The organism is Pseudomonas sp. KK18 (assembly GCF_037094675.1).
Lineage (GTDB): Bacteria > Pseudomonadota > Gammaproteobacteria > Pseudomonadales > Pseudomonadaceae > Aquipseudomonas.
In genome coordinates, this window is the sequence record NZ_CP146605.1 from 2,944,748 (window position 1) to 2,962,143 (window position 17,396).

The 17,396-nt window shown below is 63.8% G+C and carries 18 protein-coding genes; 12 read left to right on the top strand and 6 right to left on the bottom strand.

What is annotated here, in order from left to right; genetic code table 11:
* Positions 1 to 55: 55 nt before the first annotated feature.
* The 3 genes from ddpX to V6607_RS13430 form a co-directional block, all read right to left on the bottom strand.
* Positions 56 to 598, bottom strand: a complete 543-nt coding sequence (ddpX, locus tag V6607_RS13420; protein WP_134326275.1) for a D-alanyl-D-alanine dipeptidase — start codon at positions 596 to 598, stop codon at positions 56 to 58.
* A gap of 21 nt (positions 599 to 619) precedes the next feature.
* Positions 620 to 1,474: a MurR/RpiR family transcriptional regulator gene (locus tag V6607_RS13425; protein ID WP_032898755.1), complete on the bottom strand. Its 855-nt coding sequence runs from the start codon at positions 1,472 to 1,474 to the stop codon at positions 620 to 622.
* 136 nt (positions 1,475 to 1,610) lie between these two features.
* The gene (locus tag V6607_RS13430) at positions 1,611 to 1,922 is read right to left on the bottom strand and encodes a hypothetical protein (RefSeq protein ID WP_087694900.1); all 312 of its coding nucleotides are present in this window, start codon (positions 1,920 to 1,922) and stop codon (positions 1,611 to 1,613) included.
* A 162-nt stretch (positions 1,923 to 2,084) separates the two neighbouring features.
* Here V6607_RS13430 and V6607_RS13435 point away from each other — a divergent pair, with 162 nt between their 5' ends.
* From V6607_RS13435 to V6607_RS13445, 3 genes are read left to right on the top strand one after another with little or no spacing between them, the layout of a single operon-like run.
* On the top strand, positions 2,085 to 2,759 hold the full coding sequence (locus V6607_RS13435) for a secretin and TonB N-terminal domain-containing protein (protein ID WP_003220136.1): 675 nt from the start codon (positions 2,085 to 2,087) through the stop codon (positions 2,757 to 2,759).
* On the top strand, positions 2,756 to 3,301 hold the full coding sequence (locus tag V6607_RS13440; protein WP_008431413.1) for an RNA polymerase sigma factor: 546 nt from the start codon (positions 2,756 to 2,758) through the stop codon (positions 3,299 to 3,301). Before V6607_RS13435 ends, V6607_RS13440 begins: the two co-directional genes overlap by 4 nt.
* Positions 3,302 to 3,339: 38 nt before the next feature.
* Positions 3,340 to 4,266, top strand: a complete 927-nt coding sequence (locus tag V6607_RS13445; protein ID WP_008431412.1) for a DUF4880 domain-containing protein — start codon at positions 3,340 to 3,342, stop codon at positions 4,264 to 4,266.
* A gap of 411 nt (positions 4,267 to 4,677) precedes the next feature.
* On the opposite strand, the gene V6607_RS13450 is transcribed toward V6607_RS13445, so the two are convergent.
* Both V6607_RS13450 and gspH read right to left on the bottom strand, forming a co-directional pair.
* Complete coding sequence (locus tag V6607_RS13450) at positions 4,678 to 5,274, bottom strand: type II secretion system protein GspJ (protein WP_134326276.1); 597 nt, start codon at positions 5,272 to 5,274, stop codon at positions 4,678 to 4,680.
* Entirely contained in the window at positions 5,267 to 5,719 is a 453-nt protein-coding gene (gene gspH / locus V6607_RS13455) for a type II secretion system minor pseudopilin GspH (RefSeq protein WP_134326277.1), read from the bottom strand. Before gspH ends, V6607_RS13450 begins: the two co-directional genes overlap by 8 nt.
* A gap of 85 nt (positions 5,720 to 5,804) precedes the next feature.
* Between gspH and V6607_RS13460 the strand changes: the two genes are divergently transcribed.
* Positions 5,805 to 6,236 (top strand): type II secretion system protein N, encoded by a 432-nt coding sequence (locus V6607_RS13460; RefSeq protein WP_003218665.1) that lies wholly within the window; start codon positions 5,805 to 5,807, stop codon positions 6,234 to 6,236.
* Here the strand turns inward: V6607_RS13460 and gspI are convergent.
* Positions 6,223 to 6,621 (bottom strand): type II secretion system minor pseudopilin GspI, encoded by a 399-nt coding sequence (gene gspI, locus V6607_RS13465; protein WP_008431408.1) that lies wholly within the window; start codon positions 6,619 to 6,621, stop codon positions 6,223 to 6,225. The two genes, V6607_RS13460 and gspI, sit on opposite strands and share 14 nt — an antisense overlap.
* 148 nt (positions 6,622 to 6,769) lie before the next feature.
* Between gspI and gspG the strand changes: the two genes are divergently transcribed.
* The 8 genes from gspG (at position 6,770) to V6607_RS13505 (ending at position 17,206) form a co-directional block, all read left to right on the top strand.
* Positions 6,770 to 7,207: a type II secretion system major pseudopilin GspG gene (gene gspG, locus V6607_RS13470; RefSeq protein ID WP_134326278.1), complete on the top strand. Its 438-nt coding sequence runs from the start codon at positions 6,770 to 6,772 to the stop codon at positions 7,205 to 7,207.
* Positions 7,208 to 7,215: 8 nt separating this feature from the next.
* Positions 7,216 to 8,163: a type II secretion system minor pseudopilin GspK gene (gspK, locus tag V6607_RS13475; protein WP_166742153.1), complete on the top strand. Its 948-nt coding sequence runs from the start codon at positions 7,216 to 7,218 to the stop codon at positions 8,161 to 8,163.
* Positions 8,160 to 9,272 carry a type II secretion system protein GspL gene (gene gspL, locus V6607_RS13480; protein ID WP_134326280.1) on the top strand — a complete coding sequence of 371 codons (1,113 nt, stop codon included), beginning with the start codon at positions 8,160 to 8,162 and terminating at the stop codon, positions 9,270 to 9,272. Before gspK ends, gspL begins: the two co-directional genes overlap by 4 nt.
* On the top strand, positions 9,265 to 9,789 hold the full coding sequence (gspM, locus tag V6607_RS13485) for a type II secretion system protein GspM (RefSeq protein WP_134326281.1): 525 nt from the start codon (positions 9,265 to 9,267) through the stop codon (positions 9,787 to 9,789). The genes gspL and gspM overlap by 8 nt, the downstream gene beginning before the upstream one ends.
* Positions 9,786 to 12,095, top strand: a complete 2,310-nt coding sequence (gene gspD, locus V6607_RS13490; protein ID WP_134326282.1) for a type II secretion system secretin GspD — start codon at positions 9,786 to 9,788, stop codon at positions 12,093 to 12,095. The genes gspM and gspD overlap by 4 nt, the downstream gene beginning before the upstream one ends.
* Positions 12,096 to 12,929: 834 nt before the next feature.
* Positions 12,930 to 14,348 carry a type II secretion system ATPase GspE gene (gene gspE, locus V6607_RS13495; RefSeq protein ID WP_008432561.1) on the top strand — a complete coding sequence of 473 codons (1,419 nt, stop codon included), beginning with the start codon at positions 12,930 to 12,932 and terminating at the stop codon, positions 14,346 to 14,348.
* Positions 14,348 to 15,559, top strand: a complete 1,212-nt coding sequence (gspF, locus tag V6607_RS13500; RefSeq protein ID WP_134326284.1) for a type II secretion system inner membrane protein GspF — start codon at positions 14,348 to 14,350, stop codon at positions 15,557 to 15,559. Before gspE ends, gspF begins: the two co-directional genes overlap by 1 nt.
* A gap of 483 nt (positions 15,560 to 16,042) precedes the next feature.
* Complete coding sequence (locus tag V6607_RS13505; RefSeq protein WP_003210472.1) at positions 16,043 to 17,206, top strand: substrate-binding domain-containing protein; 1,164 nt, start codon at positions 16,043 to 16,045, stop codon at positions 17,204 to 17,206.
* Positions 17,207 to 17,396: the final 190 nt, after the last annotated feature.

The following is a 17,396-nucleotide window of genomic DNA, read 5'->3' on the forward strand; positions in this document are numbered from 1 at the left end:
GGGCAGTTGGAGCTAAAGGGTGCTGCTAATTATTGTGATGGTACGGTCCTTGGGATCAGTATGACTCCTCAATTAGTGGGAAAAGTTCGGCATCCGGCAATTCGTAATGCCACCACTCGGTGGCAATCGCCTTGAAGCCGGCGCCAAGCATGATGCCCAGCAACAGCAGGCGGTTGCGCTGCACCTGCGGCGGCAGGTCGGGGTAGAACTGGTGGGACTTGGGCTCCATGGCATCAAACGCCGTGCCCATGTCCAGGGGGGTGCCGTGTTCATCAATCAGTGTCAGGTCGACGGCCACGCCGCGGGTGTGGTGCGAGCCCAGGCGCGGGTCGCGCACGTAGTCCGGGTTGGGCAGGGCCTGCCACAGCAGTTGCTGGGCGTAGGCAGGGCGATAGGCGTCGTAGATCAGCAGGGTCATGCCGGCGTGGCGTGCCAACAGGCTCGCCTTGCGCAAGCAGGCCGCCGCTTCGGCGTGCAGCAGGCAGCGGGTGTTGCGGTAGATCACGGTGCCTGCCAGGTTGTCGGCACTGGCGTAGATCAGGTCGACCTGTACCGGGTATTCCGGTGGGGCGATTTCTACCAATGGGCTGGTATTCACTCAAAGATTTCCTTTCCAGGGTCAGGATTCGAACTGGCCGAAGGCCTGTTGCAGGGCGCGGTTTTTTGCCAGGCGTGCATCCAGTCGCTCGCCGTAGCGGTCAGCGACGGCAGACACCATCAGGTTGAACAGGCACGTCAGGGGCGCCATGGAGTCCCAGAACTGGCCGACATCGGTTTTCAGTTGCAGCAGGTCCAGGTCGTAGTCCCGGGCCCAGGGGCATTGCAAGTCAGTGATCAGCGCCAAGGGTAGACCCTGGGCATTCGCGGTCTCGCAGAACGTGGGCGTGATGCTGGAATAGGCGCGGAAGTCCGCTGTGATGGCGTAGGGTTTTTCAAAGCCGGAGTTCAGGGTCTCGGCGTAGATCCCCGACAGGCCATCGACGTAATAGACCTTGGGGCGAATGTATTCCAGGTGACTGTGGAACGCATTGAGGATGCCCCGGGTGGACTGGATACCGAGGATGAACACGGCGTCGGCGTCCACGATGTGCTGCACGATGTCGGCGAAACCCTGGCTGCGGGCCAGGCCGTACACATGCTGGATGGCTTCGATCTCGCGGTTGAGGGAACGGTCGAGGGCGTCTTCCTGATCGTTCTCCTGGCGAAACGCGCCCAGGCGGTCGGTGATCAGCCAGGAGGCTTGCGGGTCGCCGCGCAGGCCTTGCTTGACGTCATCGAGGTTGCGATAACCCAGGGTTCGCAAGAAACGCCCCACTGAAATCCCGGTGGTGCCGGCTTGCTGGGCGATGCTGTCGGCGGTTTCGAACGGCAGCTGTTGCAGGTTGCCCAGCAGGTAGGTCGCGATGCGCTTGCCGGTGGGCGTCAGCGTCGGGAACTGCTGTTCCAGCGTGCGCTGGAAGCTGTTTTTATCCATGACGTTTTCGCGCAGGCCGGTCATTGATGTTACTCATGTTTCATGATTTTGATGTCTGTTAGAAACATAACATCGGCAATCGCGATAACACAATGGCTTTTTTTGCACTGGGCGGGCAGGGGGGGACAAGCGGCGATCAAGGCCGCTGGGGTTTCACCGAAGTACCGAACGTATTGCCCATGCGCACACTGGTCGCTGCGGGTGTAGAGAGCCCGATCTGGTTCGGCTTGCGTTTGTCGATGGGCACCTGTTGCGCTTGCTGGTTCTTTTGCGTGGCCTTGGCGGCGTCCGGGTGGTTGCCCATCTGCTGGCTCAGGCAGCCATAGTCCGGTGCCTTGTAGCCATCCACGTTGACCTCGGTGCAGCCATTCGGCGTTCCTTCGGCGTGGGCCATCAGTGGCAGGGCAGCACACAGCAACAGGCTGGCGAGGGTCGGGAACAGGTTCATCGGTGCCTCCTGGCGAGCCCTGGGAAATGGGCCGGTATGGCTCAAAAGTGTAGTGCAGCGGGCTGCCCGTCACCGTGATGTTTTTTTTGCTGGCACCGTAACATCAGGTTCATAAACTGGCCTCAGGATGACGGTTTTGTAGGCTATGTCGGACGTGTTGCGATGCTGAGCAGGGGGGCTTGGAGGCGCGCGGGCTGCTGCCTGGCTCTGCTGTTGGGGCTGGCGCAGACCGTGCGCGCCGAAGTGACCCTGGACCTGCCCGCGCAGAACCTGGATAGCGCCCTGCAGGCGTTCAGCCATGCCACCGGCATGGCGGTGCTGGTGGACCGCGAGTTGACCCGGGGCCGGCGCTCCATCGGCGTGCATGGCCGCTACAGTGCGCAGCAAGCCCTGGGCCTGCTGCTGACAGGGAGTGGCCTGATGGCGCGTTATGCCCGCAGCGATGCGTTCACCCTGCAAGCCCCCGAGGTCAGCCAGCCGGCCACGACGCGGGGGCTGAAGGCAGGGCATGCAGCACGGATCAACAACAGCTATGCCGCGGCCTTGCAGCAGGCGATCGAACGCAGTTTGTGCCGTTCGCCGCTGACCCGCCCCGGCAGTTTCCGGGCGCTGGTGCAGGTGTGGGTCAACGGTGACGGGGTGATCGAACACAGCCGGCTGGTCAGCTCCACCGGTGACCTGCAGCGTGACGAAGCGCTGGTACGCGGCCTGGGCGCCACCCGGGTCGAACGCCCTGCGCCCAGTTCGCTGCGCTTGCCGGTGACCTTACTTTTGATGCCCGATTCAACAGGAACACGCATGGAATGCACAGCAGGGGAAGGAGTTTCCGGGGCATGAAAGATACCGGCCACAGCATGATGGTCAGCCTGTTCCTGGCGTCCTACGAGGACTTCAAGGTACGCCTGCGCAAGCGCCTCGGGTCCGAGGACCTGGCCAACGACGTGCTGCACGAAACCTACCTGCGGGTCGACCGCATGGACATGCCGCCGAACCTGGCGCAACCCAATGCCTACCTGTATCGAATGGCGCTGAACATCGCCGCTGACCGACGCCAGGCGGATGCGCGACTGTTGACCGGCAGCGAAGTCGAAGAGCTGCTGCAAACCGTCGATGAAGCCCAGGACCCGTCGCGGGTGGTGGGTGGCCAGCGGGAAATCCAGTCCTTGCTCAAGGCCCTCTACGAACTGCCGGCGCGGCGGCGCCAGATCCTTATCGCTGCACGTCTGGAAGAGGCGCCACACCTGGAAATCTCCAGGCGTTTCGGGATTTCCACGCGCATGGTCGAAAAGGAAATCAAGGCCGGGCTGGGCCACTGTGCACAGCGCCTTGAAAGAAAAGTGATCCAGCGGTTCGGTCCCGGGGCCGGAAAACCGTCTTAGTGATTGAGTCCCTGATAATCCGTTGAGTACCTGCGCGCTTGAACATTTTTAACCTCTCCGCTGCCCGTGCTGCGCCCGACAGCCCCCTGCACGATGAAGCGCGTGACTGGCTGGTGCTGCTGACGTCGGGCCGGGCCACCGTTGCTGATGCCAAGGCGTTGCGCCAGTGGTGCGCCCAGAGCCCGGAGCATGCCCGGGCGTTCGAGCAGGCCAAGGTGTTGTGGCAGCAATTGGCTCCCGCCGCCGAGCAGTTTTCCCGGCCGCGGCATTTTGGGCGGCGGGCGTTTTTGGGCGGGGCGATTGCGGCGTCGGCGGCGGTGTTGATGGTGCGGGTGACGGTGCCGGGTGGGTTTGCCGGGTTGACGGCGGATTACCGCACCGAGGTCGGCGAGCAGCGGCGGGTGGAGTTGGGTGATGGGGTTCGGCTGGAGCTCAATACGCAGACGCGGATCAGCCGGCGTGAGGGTGGGATTGAGTTGTTGGAGGGGGAGGTCGAGGTGCTGGCCGATGCTGCGATGCCGCTTCAGGTTCAGGCGGGTGGAGGGTGGTTGAGTGCGGCTCGGGCACGGTTCAATGTGCGCAATACGGATCACAGTGTGTGTGTGACGTGTATTGATGGGGCGCTGTTGGTGGGTGTTGGGGGGCGTACGGTTCGGCTTGAGGGTGGGCGGCAGCTGACTTATGACGCCAGCGGTGTGGGTGAGCCGGTGGCGGTGGACGTGCAGGCTGTGGTGGCTTGGCGGGAGCAGGTGCTGGTGTTTGATAATGCGACGCTGGCGACGGTGGTGGATGAGATCAATCGCTATCGGCCGGGGATGTTGCTGCTGATGAATGCGCAGTTGGGCAAGCGGCGGGTGCAGGCGCGGTTTAGTCTGCATCAGTTGGCGGGGGTGGCGCTTTTGATTCGCGATGCGTATGGGGCCAAGTGTACGGAGTTGCCTGGCGGTGTTGTTTTGTTGAGTTAGATCGGTGTGCATATCCGTTATTTAGGTAACGGCTGCTTCAAAATCAAAAGCACAGCGGCCTCCCGGCCGGTTTGAGTGTTAAAAGCAAAGGCTAAGACCAGAGCGAAAACAGATCTGCTTTTCTGTGGGAGCGGGCTTGCTCGCGAAAAACCTGACAGCGCCGCGTTCATCCAGAATGCCCGCGTCATCGTTAACGACCTTCGCGAGCAAGCCCGCTCCCACATTTGGACCGTGCCCGCTTTAGCTTTTGATTTTGCTCTTCAACACTCAAGCCTAGGCGAGGAGCCGAGTGGTGGGGCAAGAGCGTTTTGCTTACTTTTGACTGGGCCGGCATTCCGGCTTTTCGAAAGTGAGCGGAACCCATATCAGCCATAACAAAAATAACGGATATGTACACCACCCCAAAAAGCCCTACCGCAAGGGCCCCAAAACCTGCCGATACCGCTCCACCCCCTGGCCCGTCTCCCGCACCAGAACCACCTCGATCCCCAGCGGTTCATCCTGCCGATTCCCACTCAACTGCCGCCACCCCTTGTCCCAAACCCGCACCTGCAAATCCCTGACCTGCCCAAGCACCGCCACCGCATCCCGGGGCGCCGGCAGCGGATACCGATCCCGCGCCGGTGCAGCTGCCCGGTACAGCGTGTCGCCCTTGAGCCACCACCGCACCCGCTGCAACCCATCCCCAGGAACCGGCGCACTCCGGATCACCTCCAGCCGAAACCCCTTGCTGTCCGAACTCCTCACCGACACCGCCGCCAACCCGCCAGGCTTCGGCGCGTCTTCGCCAATCGGCGGCCCCAACTCAACCCCCGCGCGCAAGTTCACATCCAGCTGCATCTGGTTCAGCGCCCGCAACAACACCTCAGTCTGCTCACTGCTGGCCTGCAAATGCTGATCAGCCCGGGTCACACTGTCCAACCCGCGCCAGGCAATCACACTGACCACCGCCATCAACATGATCGCCACCATCACCTCGATCAGCGTAAAACCCTTCTGGTCACTCATGACTCACCACCCGCAACAACCCCGCCGCATCCCGTTGCAGGCTCAGGCTGTATTGCCCATCCGACAGCACCACCCGCATGGGCGGGTTCACCCATTCAGCATCCAGCACCAATGTTTTCCCAGGCTCGATGCGCACCTGCATCGGCGCACTGTCCCAGGCCCGCGGACGCAGTTGCTGATCGCCGCTGAAGTTCTCCACTCCCAGCCCATCATCGGTCACGCGGCTGAAGCGAAATCCCTTGGCATCGGCTTTCCAGGTAATCGCCCGGCCATCGGCACGCGCCTCGGCCTGGGCCATCTGCAGCAATTGGCTCAAGCGTTCCGCGTCCTTGCGCAGCAGGTGCAGCGGATCAGGCTTGATGCTCAGGCTGATGGCCGCACTGGCGATGCCGATGATCACCAGCACCACCATCAACTCGATCAACGTGAAGCCCTGCTGTTTCATTTTTTGCTCCCTGATCAACCGCTGAAATAAAAAGGTGTGAATTGCCCTGTAGCCTGAGGCGACGGACAAACAGGAGGTCCCGCCCATGGCATTCATCCATCGTTTTTCACCCGCCCATGGCGTCCAGGCCGTGGCGTTGCTGGCGGCGCTGGCAGGGGTTGCGACCTGGACGCCGCTGTTGCTCACGTCGGCCGAGTCCCACACCCCGCAGGCCGCGCCCCAGGCGTTGGCGGCCCGCAGCGACAACCCCGCCGTGCAATGGTTTTCCAATACCCCGGCGGTGATGCAGATCAAGGTCTCCGGGGTGCTTGCCGGGGCGCGTGGGGCGGTGGCGATCCTCAGTCTCAACGACGGCCCGCCCCGCAGCTTTTTGTTGGGTGAACGCCTGAGCCCCGGCGTGCGGCTGACGGCCATTGAAGGCGATAGCGTGGAGATCGAGCGCGGCGCGGAAAAAATCCGCGTGCCCCTCGACAAGTTGCCCGACGGGCCGGCGTTGCCAAGCCTCATTCGGCAGTAACCGGGCGCTTCACCGGCGGGCGCCCCAGCAGTGTCTCCAGGCGTGCCAGGGGTGGCGCTTCCCGGGTGGCGTCCAGCACCTGCACGCTGACCTGGAACAGGCGCCCATCCGGCCCGTTGCTGATGGTCTGTTCGCAACGCAGTTTCAGCCGGCCCTGGTCGCAGTCGAACGTCTTGCGCCCGGTGCTCACCCGACCTTCCAGGCGCAGTTCCGCCATCCGGCCCTGGGCTGCCAGCAGCGCCATCGACTTGTCCCGCAGCAGGCCGTTGCTGGTGGTCATCAGCCCGGCCACGCGTACCGCCGCCGCCATGGCCACGGCGATGATCGCCAGTGCCACCAACACTTCAATCAGGGTGAAACCTTGCTCGTTGCGGGGCCCGCCCATGGCGTACTCAAAACCGGGAAACAGGCCCGCAGACTAGCCCCGGGAGTTGACCGATTGGCGACCAAAGCTCCCGAGGATTTTCAACATGACTGACATGTGTTCTTGCAACACTGCGCCACGAAATGCACTCAAGCCAAGGAATGTCGACATGGATATCGCACACTTCACGTCAGCGCGCAGGCAGCGCGGTTTCACCCTGATCGAGATCATGGTGGTCGTGGTGATCCTGGGGATTCTGGCGGCGCTGGTGGTGCCCAAGGTGCTCGACCGCCCCGACCAGGCGCGGGCCACAGCGGCCCGGCAGGACATTGGCGGGCTGATGCAGGCCCTGAAACTCTACCGCCTCGACCACGGCTCGTACCCGCGCATGAACCAGGGCTTGAAGGTGCTGGTGGAACGCCCGGCCGATGCGAAAAACAGCAACTGGCGCGCCTACCTCGAACGCTTGCCCAACGACCCGTGGGGCAACCCGTATCACTACCTCAACCCTGGGGCCAACGGCGAAGTGGATGTGTTCTCCCTCGGCGCCGACGGGAAACCTGATGGTGACGGCGTGAACGCCGATATCGGCTCCTGGCAGTTGTAAGGCCGGCGATGAACAGCCATTCGCCCCCAGCGGCGAAGCAGCGCGGCATGGCGATTATCAGTGCCTTGCTGATCGCGGCCGTGGTCGCGGTGCTTGCCGGCGCCATGCTCACCCGGCAAACCGTGTTCACCCGCAGCCTGGAAGCTGAACAACTGCGTATCCAGGCCCAATGGTTGTTGAATGGCGGCCTGGAAACCAGTCGCCAGCTCCTGTGGGACGCGCGCCGCCAGGACGTGTTGACCCGGCTCGATCAACCGTGGGCAAGGCCCCTCGGCGGTGCTTTCGAGGGGCGGATTGAGGATGAGCAGGGCAAGTTCAACCTGCGCAACCTGGTGACCCAACAACACCCGGACGCCGTGCAATTGCAGAGCTTCGAACGCCTGTGCCAGTTGATCGGCATCGAGCCGGCCGTGAGTCGCCGCATCAGCCGGCGAGTGATCGACTCATACGACCAGCGCGAGCTCGGCGCCTCACTCACCGGCGGCTTCAACAGCAGCCGGGATACCTCGCCCGGTGCCGCCGCGCCATTGATCCCGGCCAAGTACCCGATGTTGCGCAGCCTCACCGACCTCAGCGGTATCGAAGGCCTCGACCCGCGCCAACTGCGGCGCATGGCGAGCTATGTCAGCGTGCTGCCCGGCAATACCTGGGTCAACGGCAATACCGCCAGCGCCGAGGTGCTCAGCAGCGTGGTACCGGGGCTCAGCCTGTCCCAGGCCCAGGCACTGGTGGCCGAGCGCGACGGCGGGCGCTGGTTTGTCAATCGCGGGGATTTCGTCAACCGGTTGCGCATGCCACAAGTCGCGGTGGACACGGTGCAGGTGGGGATCACCAGCGAGTGGTTTCGCGTGCACGGCCAGGCGCGCCGCGAGCAGCGTCGGGTCACGCTGGAGGCGTTGCTGTATCGCCCGCAAGACCGTCAGCCCCAGGTGATCTGGTCGCGGGTGGGCGTATGAAGCGTTTGCGCATCGGCTTGCCGCCGCTGGATGAACTCACCACCGAGAGCCAGGTGCAGTTCGCCTGGCTGGACCGCGCCGGGCAGGTCAGCCAGCAGGGCGAGTGCCGCCTGGCGCAATGGGCGAATACCCAGGCGGAGTGTTTTCTGCATCCACGGGACAGCTTGCTGACCAGCCTGGAGCTGCCGCAATTGCCCTCCGCCAAGGTCGACGATGCAGTGACCTGTGCGGCCCAGGCGTTGATCCTCGGCCCGCTGGAGTTTATGCATGTGGCCCACGGTCCACGGGAAAGCGGCGGCCTGGTGCAGGTCGGCTGGTTGCCCAAAAGCAGCCTCGAGCACCTGGGCCGGATAACGACCCAGCTGAAAATCAAAGTGCGTGGCCTGTACCCGGCGCCCTACGCGCTGCCGGTCAGCGGGCCAGCGAGCGCGGCCTTCTGCGACGGGCATTTGCTACTGCGCCATAGCCTGCAGCAGGGCGCGGTACACCCTCTGGGGCAGCAGGTGCTGGATGATCTGCTCGCCACCGGTGTCGATGTGCTCCATGTGGCCGACGAGGCCCGTTGGAGCGGTACCGCGCCGGGCTGGGGTTTGCACGGTCGGCTCCAGCAGGCGGCCACCGGTGGCTGGGGCAGGGCGGCGGCCTGCACGGCGCTGGCGGTCGCCATCTGGGCCCTGGGCCTGAACCTCTACGCCGCCCGCCAGGTCGACGAAGGTCAACGCCTCAAGGCGCAGATGAGCCAGCAAGTACGCCAGGCCTTCCCCGAACTGCCGGTGATTCTCAACCCGCTGCAACAAGCCCGTCAGCAACTGGCCGCACGCCAGAGCGGCGCGGCGGCCGAACCAGGGCAGCGCTTTACCGGCTTGCTGGCGCTGGCGGGTAGCAGCCTGCCGTCCATGGCGGGCAGCGTCGAGAGTTTGAGCTACGAGCAAGGCAGCCTGCAGCTGAGCCTGCTGCCCGACGCCCGGACCCCGGCGCTGGCCGCTGACGCGCAGGCGCTGCTGGCCCAGGCCGGGTTCAGCGCCAGTCGCGACGACCAGGGCTGGACAGTCGGCCCGCTCACCGAGCGCGTTGAAGCCGATGCAGACGATGAGGCCGAAGATGAATAAGCGTTGGCAGCTTCTGCGCAGCCAGGCCCAGGTGTTCTGGAACGGCCTGGCCATGCGTGAAAAACGTCTGTTGGTGGGTGCCGGCCTGGTGCTGGCGGGCCTGCTGACCTGGTTGCTGTTGATCCAGCCACCGCTGAAGAAGATCGACTACTGGCAAGCCGAAACCCCGAAACTGCGCAGCCAGGCCGAGGCCTTGCAGGTGCTGCTGCAAGGCGTCGCCCCAGCCCCGCGCAGCAGTGACCTGGAAACCGCCTTGCACCAGTCCCTCGACAACGCCGGGCTGCAGGGCCGCTATCAATTGCAGCCGCAGGACACCGGCAGCTGGCGCCTGACCTTCGACGATGCCCCGGCGGACGCGGTGATCGACTGGCTGCTGGCCAACCCCCGGCCGTTCTCCCTGGAAGTCTCTGCGGCCCGCCTGCAACGCGCAGGCGAGGCCACCCCTTCAAACTCGGCCGGCACCTTGTCCGGGACCGTTCGCATGGGTCAGGCGCCTGGCGCTAAGGAAGCTTCATGAAGTGGTCATTGCCCAACGCTGCGCCTTATCGCAAGGTCGCCCCTTTGCTCTTGTTGGCGCTGGGAGCGTGCAGCAACCCCCAATCCTCCGCACCGTTGCTGGTGGACAGCGAGCTCGGCCAACCCCTGGCCGACACCCGGCGCAGCGGCGACACACCACTGGACCGCCAGCGCGAAACCGTGCCGCCACCCCGGGTGCAACACCCGGTGACCAACAGCGCCCGCAGCCATGGCACCGCACCGGCCAGGGCGCGCAACCCGCTGGGTGATCAACCGGTACAACTGAACTTCGTCGACGCCGATATCCAGGCGGTGGTGCGCGCCTTGTCCCGCGCCACCGGCCAGCAATTCCTGGTGGACCCGCGTGTCAAAGGCAACCTCACGTTGGTCAGCGAAGGCCAGGTACCGGCGCACCAGGCCTACGACATGCTGCTGGCGGCGCTGCGTATGCAGGGCTTCAGCGTGGTCGACGTAGGCGGCGTGGCCCAGGTGGTGCCTGAGGCGGACGCCAAGCTGCTGGGCGGGCCGATCTACAGCGGCGCCAACCCGGGCGGGCAGGGCATGCAGACCCGCACCTTCCGCCTGCAATACGAAAACGCGGTGAACCTGATCCCGGTGCTGCGCCCGATCGTGTCGCCGAACAACCCGATCAACGCCTACCCCGGCAACAACAGCATCGTGATCACCGACTACGCGGAAAACCTGGCGCGGGTGGCGCAGATCATCGACGGCATCGACACCCCGAGCGCCATCGACACCGACGTGGTGAAGGTGCAGAACGGCATCGCCGTGGACATCGCTGCCATGGTCTCGGAACTCCTCGAAACCCAGGGCGCCGATCAGACCCAGAAGATCAACGTGATCGGCGACCCGCGCTCCAACTCCATCATCATCCGCGCCGGCAGCCCGGAGCGCACGGAACTGGCGCGCAACCTGATCTACAAGCTCGACAACGCCCAGAGCAACCCGAGCAATATGCACGTGGTGTACCTGCGCAACGCCCAGGCCGGCAAGTTGGCGCAGTCGCTGCGGGGCTTGCTGACCGGCGAGAGCGACTCCGGTACCAGTGACAATGCCCGTGGCAAGTTGAGCAGCATGGGCGGCAACACCCAGGGTGGCCAGGGCAGTACCCAGAACAGTAGCGGCACTCCCACCGGCAGCGGCACTGTCCAGCCCAGTGGTTACGGGCAAGACACCAGTGCTGCCGGTGCTTCGTCCTCCAGCGACCAGAACACCGCGTTCAGCGCCGGTGGTGTGACCATCCAGGCGGACGCCACCACCAACACCTTGCTGATCTCCGCGCCGGATCCGCTGTATCGCAACCTGCGGGAGGTGATCGACATGCTCGACCAGCGTCGCGCCCAGGTGGTGATCGAGAGCCTGATCGTCGAAGTGGGTGAGGACGATGCCAGCGAGTTCGGGGTGCAGTGGCAGGCGGGCAACCTGGGCGGGAAGGGGGGCTTTGGCGGGGTGAACCTGGGGGGCAGCGGCTTGAATGGAACCCCCACCAGCAAGACCAGCATTGATGTGTTGCCCAAGGGCTTGAACATCGGGCTGGTGAATGGCTCGGTGGACATTCCGGGGATTGGCAAGGTGCTGGACCTCAAGGTGTTGGCCCGGGCGTTGAAGAGCAAGGGCGGGACCAATGTGTTGTCGACGCCGAACCTGCTGACCCTGGATAACGAGGCGGCTAGTATTTTTGTGGGGCAGACGATTCCGTTTGTCACCGGCAGTTATGTGACGGGCGGAGGCGGGACCAGCAATAACCCGTTCCAGACGGTACAGCGGGAGGAGGTGGGGCTGAAGCTGAACGTGCGGCCGCAGATTTCCGAGGGGGGGACGGTGAAGCTGGATATTTATCAGGAGGTCAGCAGCGTCGACACGCGGGCTTCGGTGGATGCCGGGACGGTGACGAACAAGCGGGCGATTGATACGAGTATTTTGCTGGATGACGGGCAGATCATGGTACTTGGCGGGCTGTTGCAGGATGGGTATAGCCAGAGCAATGACGCGGTGCCTTGGTTGTCGGATATTCCGGGGTTGGGGGCGCTGTTCAGGAATGAAAAGCGCAGTGTGACGAAGACTAATTTGATGGTGTTTTTGCGGCCCTACATTATTCGTGACGGTGGGGCGGGGCGCAGTATTACGCTGAATCGCTATGAGTTTATGCGCAGGGCCCAGGGTGGGTTGCAGCCGGAGCATAGCTGGGCGATGCCGGATGTGCAGGCGCCGCAGTTGCCTTCGGTGGATAAGGCGATTCCCGGGGGGCAGGGGGTTAGGGCGGTGATTCGGGCGGTGCCGCGGTGATTTGGGGTTTGGATGGGGGGCATATCCGTTGCTGCGGTAACGGCCACCTATGGTTCCGCTCTTACAGCGGGTCACTTTTGGCAAACGCCCCAAAAGTAACCAAAAGGTCTTTGCCCCACCACTCGGTGCCTCGCCTAGGCTCGGCATGCCCGCACTCCGGCCCGGTTCCGCGGGCCGCCGCGACGGGCCATCCATGGCCCGGCGCGGCTAAACCGGCATCCTTGCCGGTTTACCCGCTCCACCGTGCCTGCTTGCGGCCATCGTGGTTGACGGGGCCCGCAGATCAAGATCAAAAGCAAGAGCACGGCGGCCTGAAAGCCGACCTGAGTGTTAAAAGCCAGATCAAAAACCAGAGCGAAAGCAGAGCTTTTTTTTGTAGGAGCTGGCTTGCCTGCGATGCAGACACCTCGGTGCATCAGGTACACCCAGTTGATGCCATCGCCGGCAAGCCAGCTCCTACAGTGGACCGTGCCCGCTTTAGCTTTTGATTTTGCTTTTAACACTCAAGCCGGCCGGTAGGCCGCTGTGCTCTTGCTTTTGATCTTGATCTTAGGCGCCCCGTTAAACCACGCTGGCTGAACGCAGGCTTTGGAGCGTGGGTAACCCGGCAGGACGCCGGGTTAGCCGTCCTGGGCCAAGGATGGCCCATGACGGCGGCCCACGGTCCAAAGCCGGAGTGAGGGCACTCCGAGCCTAGGCGAGGAGCCGAGTGGTGGGGCAAGAGCGTTTTGCTTACTTTTGCGCTGTTCAAAAGTGAGCCGCTGTAAGAGCGGAACCAATCGAAGCCGTAACCGAAGGAATGGATATGTACTCAACCAAACGAAGCCCAAAAGCATGAGCCTCCTGCCCTACGCCTGGGCCAAATCCCAACGCATCCTCCTCCACCCGGGAACCCAGGGCCCGACGCTGACCATCTGCCCCTCGACCCCCGGCTGGTCCATCAGCGAGGTCTACCGCCAGTTCGGCCAAACCCACCTGATCCAGGTGCGCGACGACGAACTCGACGGCCTCCTGGCCACTGCCTACGCCGACACCGGCAGCGCCGCCGCCGTCGTGGGCGCCGCCGAAAACGAAGTCGATCTCGACCGCCTCATGCAAGACATCCCCGAAATCACCGACCTGCTCGACACCCAGGACGGCGCCCCGGTGATCCGCATGATCAACGCCTTGCTCACCCAGGCCGCCCGCGACGAAGCCAGCGACATCCACATCGAACCCTACGAAACCCACTCCGTGGTGCGCTACCGCGTCGACGGCACCCTGCGTGACGTGGTGTCCCCGCGCAAGGCCCTGCACGGCGCTCTGGTCTCACGCATCAAGATCATGGCCCAACTCGATATCGCCGAAAAACGCCTGCCCCAGGACGGCCGCATTGCCCTGCGCGTGGCCGGTCGCCCCATTGATATCCGCGTCTCCACCGTGCCCACCGGCCATGGCGAGCGCGTAGTGATGCGCCTGCTGGACAAACAAGCCGGCCGCCTGCAACTGGAAACCCTCGGCATGGACCCCGCCGTCCTGGCCAAACTCGACACCCTGATCCGCCAACCCCACGGCATCGTGCTGGTCACCGGCCCCACCGGCAGCGGCAAGACCACCAGCCTCTACGCCGCCCTGGCCCGGCTGGATGCGAGCACCAGCAATATCCTGACCGTCGAAGACCCGGTGGAATACGACCTGCCGGGCATCAGCCAGATCCAGGTCAACGCCAAGATCGACATGACCTTCGCCCTGGCCCTGCGGGCAATCCTGCGCCAGGACCCGGACATCATCATGATCGGCGAAATCCGCGACCTGGAGACCGCACAAATTGCCGTCCAGGCCTCGCTCACGGGCCACTTGGTGCTCGCCACCCTGCACACCAACGACGCCGTCTCGGCGGTCAACCGCTTGATCGACATGGGCGTCGAACCGTTCCTGCTGGCCTCGTCACTGCTCGGCGTATTGGCCCAGCGCCTGGTGCGTCGGCTGTGCCCGCACTGCAAGCAGGAAGACCCGGCCGCGCCCGGCACCTGGCGGCCTGTCGGGTGCGCGCAGTGCAACCAGATCGGTTACAGCGGGCGTACCGGTATCCATGAATTGTTCTGCATCGACGACGAGCTGCGCGGGCTGATCCACCAGGGCGCCGGCGAGCAGGCCTTGAAGGCCGCCGCACGCCGCGCCGGCATGTTCAGCATGCGTGAGGATGGCGAACGCTGGGTACGCAGCGGCGCCACCGCCCCCGAAGAAATCCTGCGCGTAACACGGGACGCCTGATGAACCGATACCGCTACGAAGCCGCCGACGCCAGCGGCAAGCTGGAGTCCGGGCACCTTGAGGCAGACAGCCAGAGCGGCGCGTTTGCCCACCTGCGCAGCCGTGGCCTGACGGCCTTGCGGGTGCAGGTCGAGAACAACAGCGAGCGTGCCGGCGGTGGCGGCCGGTTCAGCGCCAAGCTCTCGGACAATGACCTGGCCTGGGCCACGCGCCAGCTGGCGAGCCTGCTCGGTGCGAGCCTGCCACTGGAGGCCGCGTTGAGCGCCACGGTGGAGCAAGCCGAGAAAAAACACATTGCCCAGACCTTGAGCGCGGTGCGCGCCGATGTGCGCAGCGGCATGCGCCTGGCCGATGCGTTGGCCGCCCGGCCCCGGGACTTTCCGTCGATCTATCGGGCGCTGATCGCGGCGGGGGAGGAGTCCGGCGACCTGGCCCAGGTCATGGAGCGCCTCGCCGACTACATCGAGGAACGCAATAACCTGCGGGGCAAGATCCTCACGGCGTTTATCTACCCGGGCGTGGTGGGGCTGGTGTCCATCGGCATTGTGATTTTCCTGCTCAGCTACGTGGTGCCGCAGGTGGTCAGTGCGTTTTCCCAGGCTCGCCAGGACCTGCCGGGGCTGACGTTGGCGATGCTCAATGCGAGTGACTTTATCCGCGCCTGGGGCTGGCTGTGTTTTGCCGGGATCGTGGGTGGTTTCTGGAGCTGGCGCCTGTACCTGCGCAACCCCGTGGCACGGTTGAGCTGGCACAGCCGGGTGTTGCGCCTGCCGTTGATCGGGCGTTTTGTACTGGGCCTCAACACCGCGCGGTTTGCCTCGACCCTGGCGATTCTCGGCGGGGCGGGCGTGCCGTTGTTGCGCGCCCTGGAAGCGGCGCGCCAGACCTTGTCCAACGACCGCTTGAGCCAGTGTGTCAGCGACGCGACGGCCAAGGTGCGCGAGGGCGTCAACCTGGCTCCTGCGCTGGCGGTGGAAAAGGTCTTTCCGCCCGTGCTGATCCACCTGATCGCCAGCGGCGAAAAAACCGGCTCGCTGCCGCCAATGCTCGAGCGCGCGGCGCAAACCCTGTCGCGGGATATCGAGCGTCGGGCGATGGGCATGACGGCGTTGCTTGAGCCACTGATGATCGTGGTGATGGGGGCCGTGGTGTTGGTCATCGTCATGGCCGTGCTGCTGCCGATCATCGAAATCAACCAACTGGTGACCTGACTGCTGACGAAACGCGATCAAAAATGTGGGAGCGGGCTTGCTCGCGAAAGCGGTGGATCAGGCGCGACATGTGTTGACTGACACACCGCTTTCGCGAGCAAGCCCGCTCCCACATTTGAACTGCGTTTCTTCAAGACTATTTTCGCGCGCCCGACACGCGGGTCCCAACCTCGGGTTCCTCATTCTGTCATCTGCCCAACCCCACCACACGGCCCGTAACGCCTCCAGCCCGGTCCTCGAAATCCGCGCTGAAACCTCGCTGTCACCTCACCCCCAAACCGCTCAAAAGTGTGACCAAAACACCCGAGAATCTTTTTAAAAATCAAGCCGTTCCTCCCGAGGTTTTTTCCTTTAGCTGTCATCGGATGCTGCGAAATTTCATACCCATGGCCTCACCCCTGGGTACCCCCCGGAACACAGCCCGGGACCGAAGCCATAGCGTCATCTACCCCAACGTACAAACACGACGAAAGGAGCTTCTTCATGTTTAAGCGCAACGTTCTCGCGGTATCCATGACCCTCGCTGCACTGTGCTCGGCCCAGGCTGCCATGGCAGACATCAACGGCGGCGGCGCCACCCTGCCACAACCGCTGTACCAGACCTCCGGCGTATTGACCGCCGGTTTCGCCCCGTACATCGGCGTGGGCAGCGGCAAGGGCAAACTGGCGTTCCTGAACAACGACTACAGCCAGTTCGGCACCGGCACCAAGAACGTTCACTGGGCGGGCAGCGACTCGAAGCTGACCTCGACTGAACTGTCCACCTACGCCTCCACCAAACAAGCGACCTGGGGCAAGCTGATTCAAGTGCCTTCGGTCGCCACTTCGGTTGCCATTCCATTCAACAAGGCCGGTACCAACGCAGTTGACCTGAGCGTTGATCAACTGTGCGGCGTGTTCTCGGGCCGCATCACCACCTGGAACCAACTCCCGGCTACCGGTCGCACCGGTAACATCGTGGTGGTTTACCGTAACGAAGCCAGCGGCACCACCGAGCTGTTCACCCGTTTCCTGGCGGCCAAGTGCGTCAATGAGTCCAAGAAATTTGTGGTCACCACCAACTTCGCGGACAGCTTCGGCGTGCCACCAGGCGCCGTGCCTGCCGTGACCAGCCAAGGCGTGATGACCGCGCTGAACGCCGGTGATGGTCGCATCACCTACATGAGCCCGGACTATGCCGCGCCTACCTTGGCTGGCCTGGATGACGCCACCAAAGTGGCCAAGGTTGCCGGTGTTTCTCCAGCCCCTGATAACGTTTCCGCCGCCATCGCTGCTGTGCCCGTACCGGCTGCTGCCAACGTCGCCAACCAGAACGCCTGGGTTCCGGTGTTTGCTGCCGCCGCCGATGCCAACGATCCAAGCGTCGTGCCTTACCCAAGCAGCGGTTATCCGATCCTGGGCTTCACCAACCTGATCTTCAGCCAGTGCTACGCCGACGCCACCCAGACCTCGCAAGTGCGTGCGTTCTTCACCCGTCACTTCGGTGCCAGCGCCTTGAACAGCAACGACAACGCGATCAAGGCCAACCGCTTCGTGCCACTGCCAGCTGCCTGGAAAGCCGCGATCACCAGCAACTTCGTTACCGCAACCAGCGCGCTGAGCATCGGCAAGTCTGATGTCTGCAACGCCATCGGTCGTCCGCTGTAACCCACGCTTTTACCGACCGGCAACACCCGATCAGCAACGGCCTGTGCCGTTGCTGATTTTTGCGTTTGCGGCTCGGCTATCAGCCTTACATGAACTTTCCATGACAGAAGTTCAGTCCCGCCCCTCGCCAACCGCCTAACTCCCATACGTGACGCACGTCGCCAGTTCCCCATGGGCAAAAAAAAGAAGG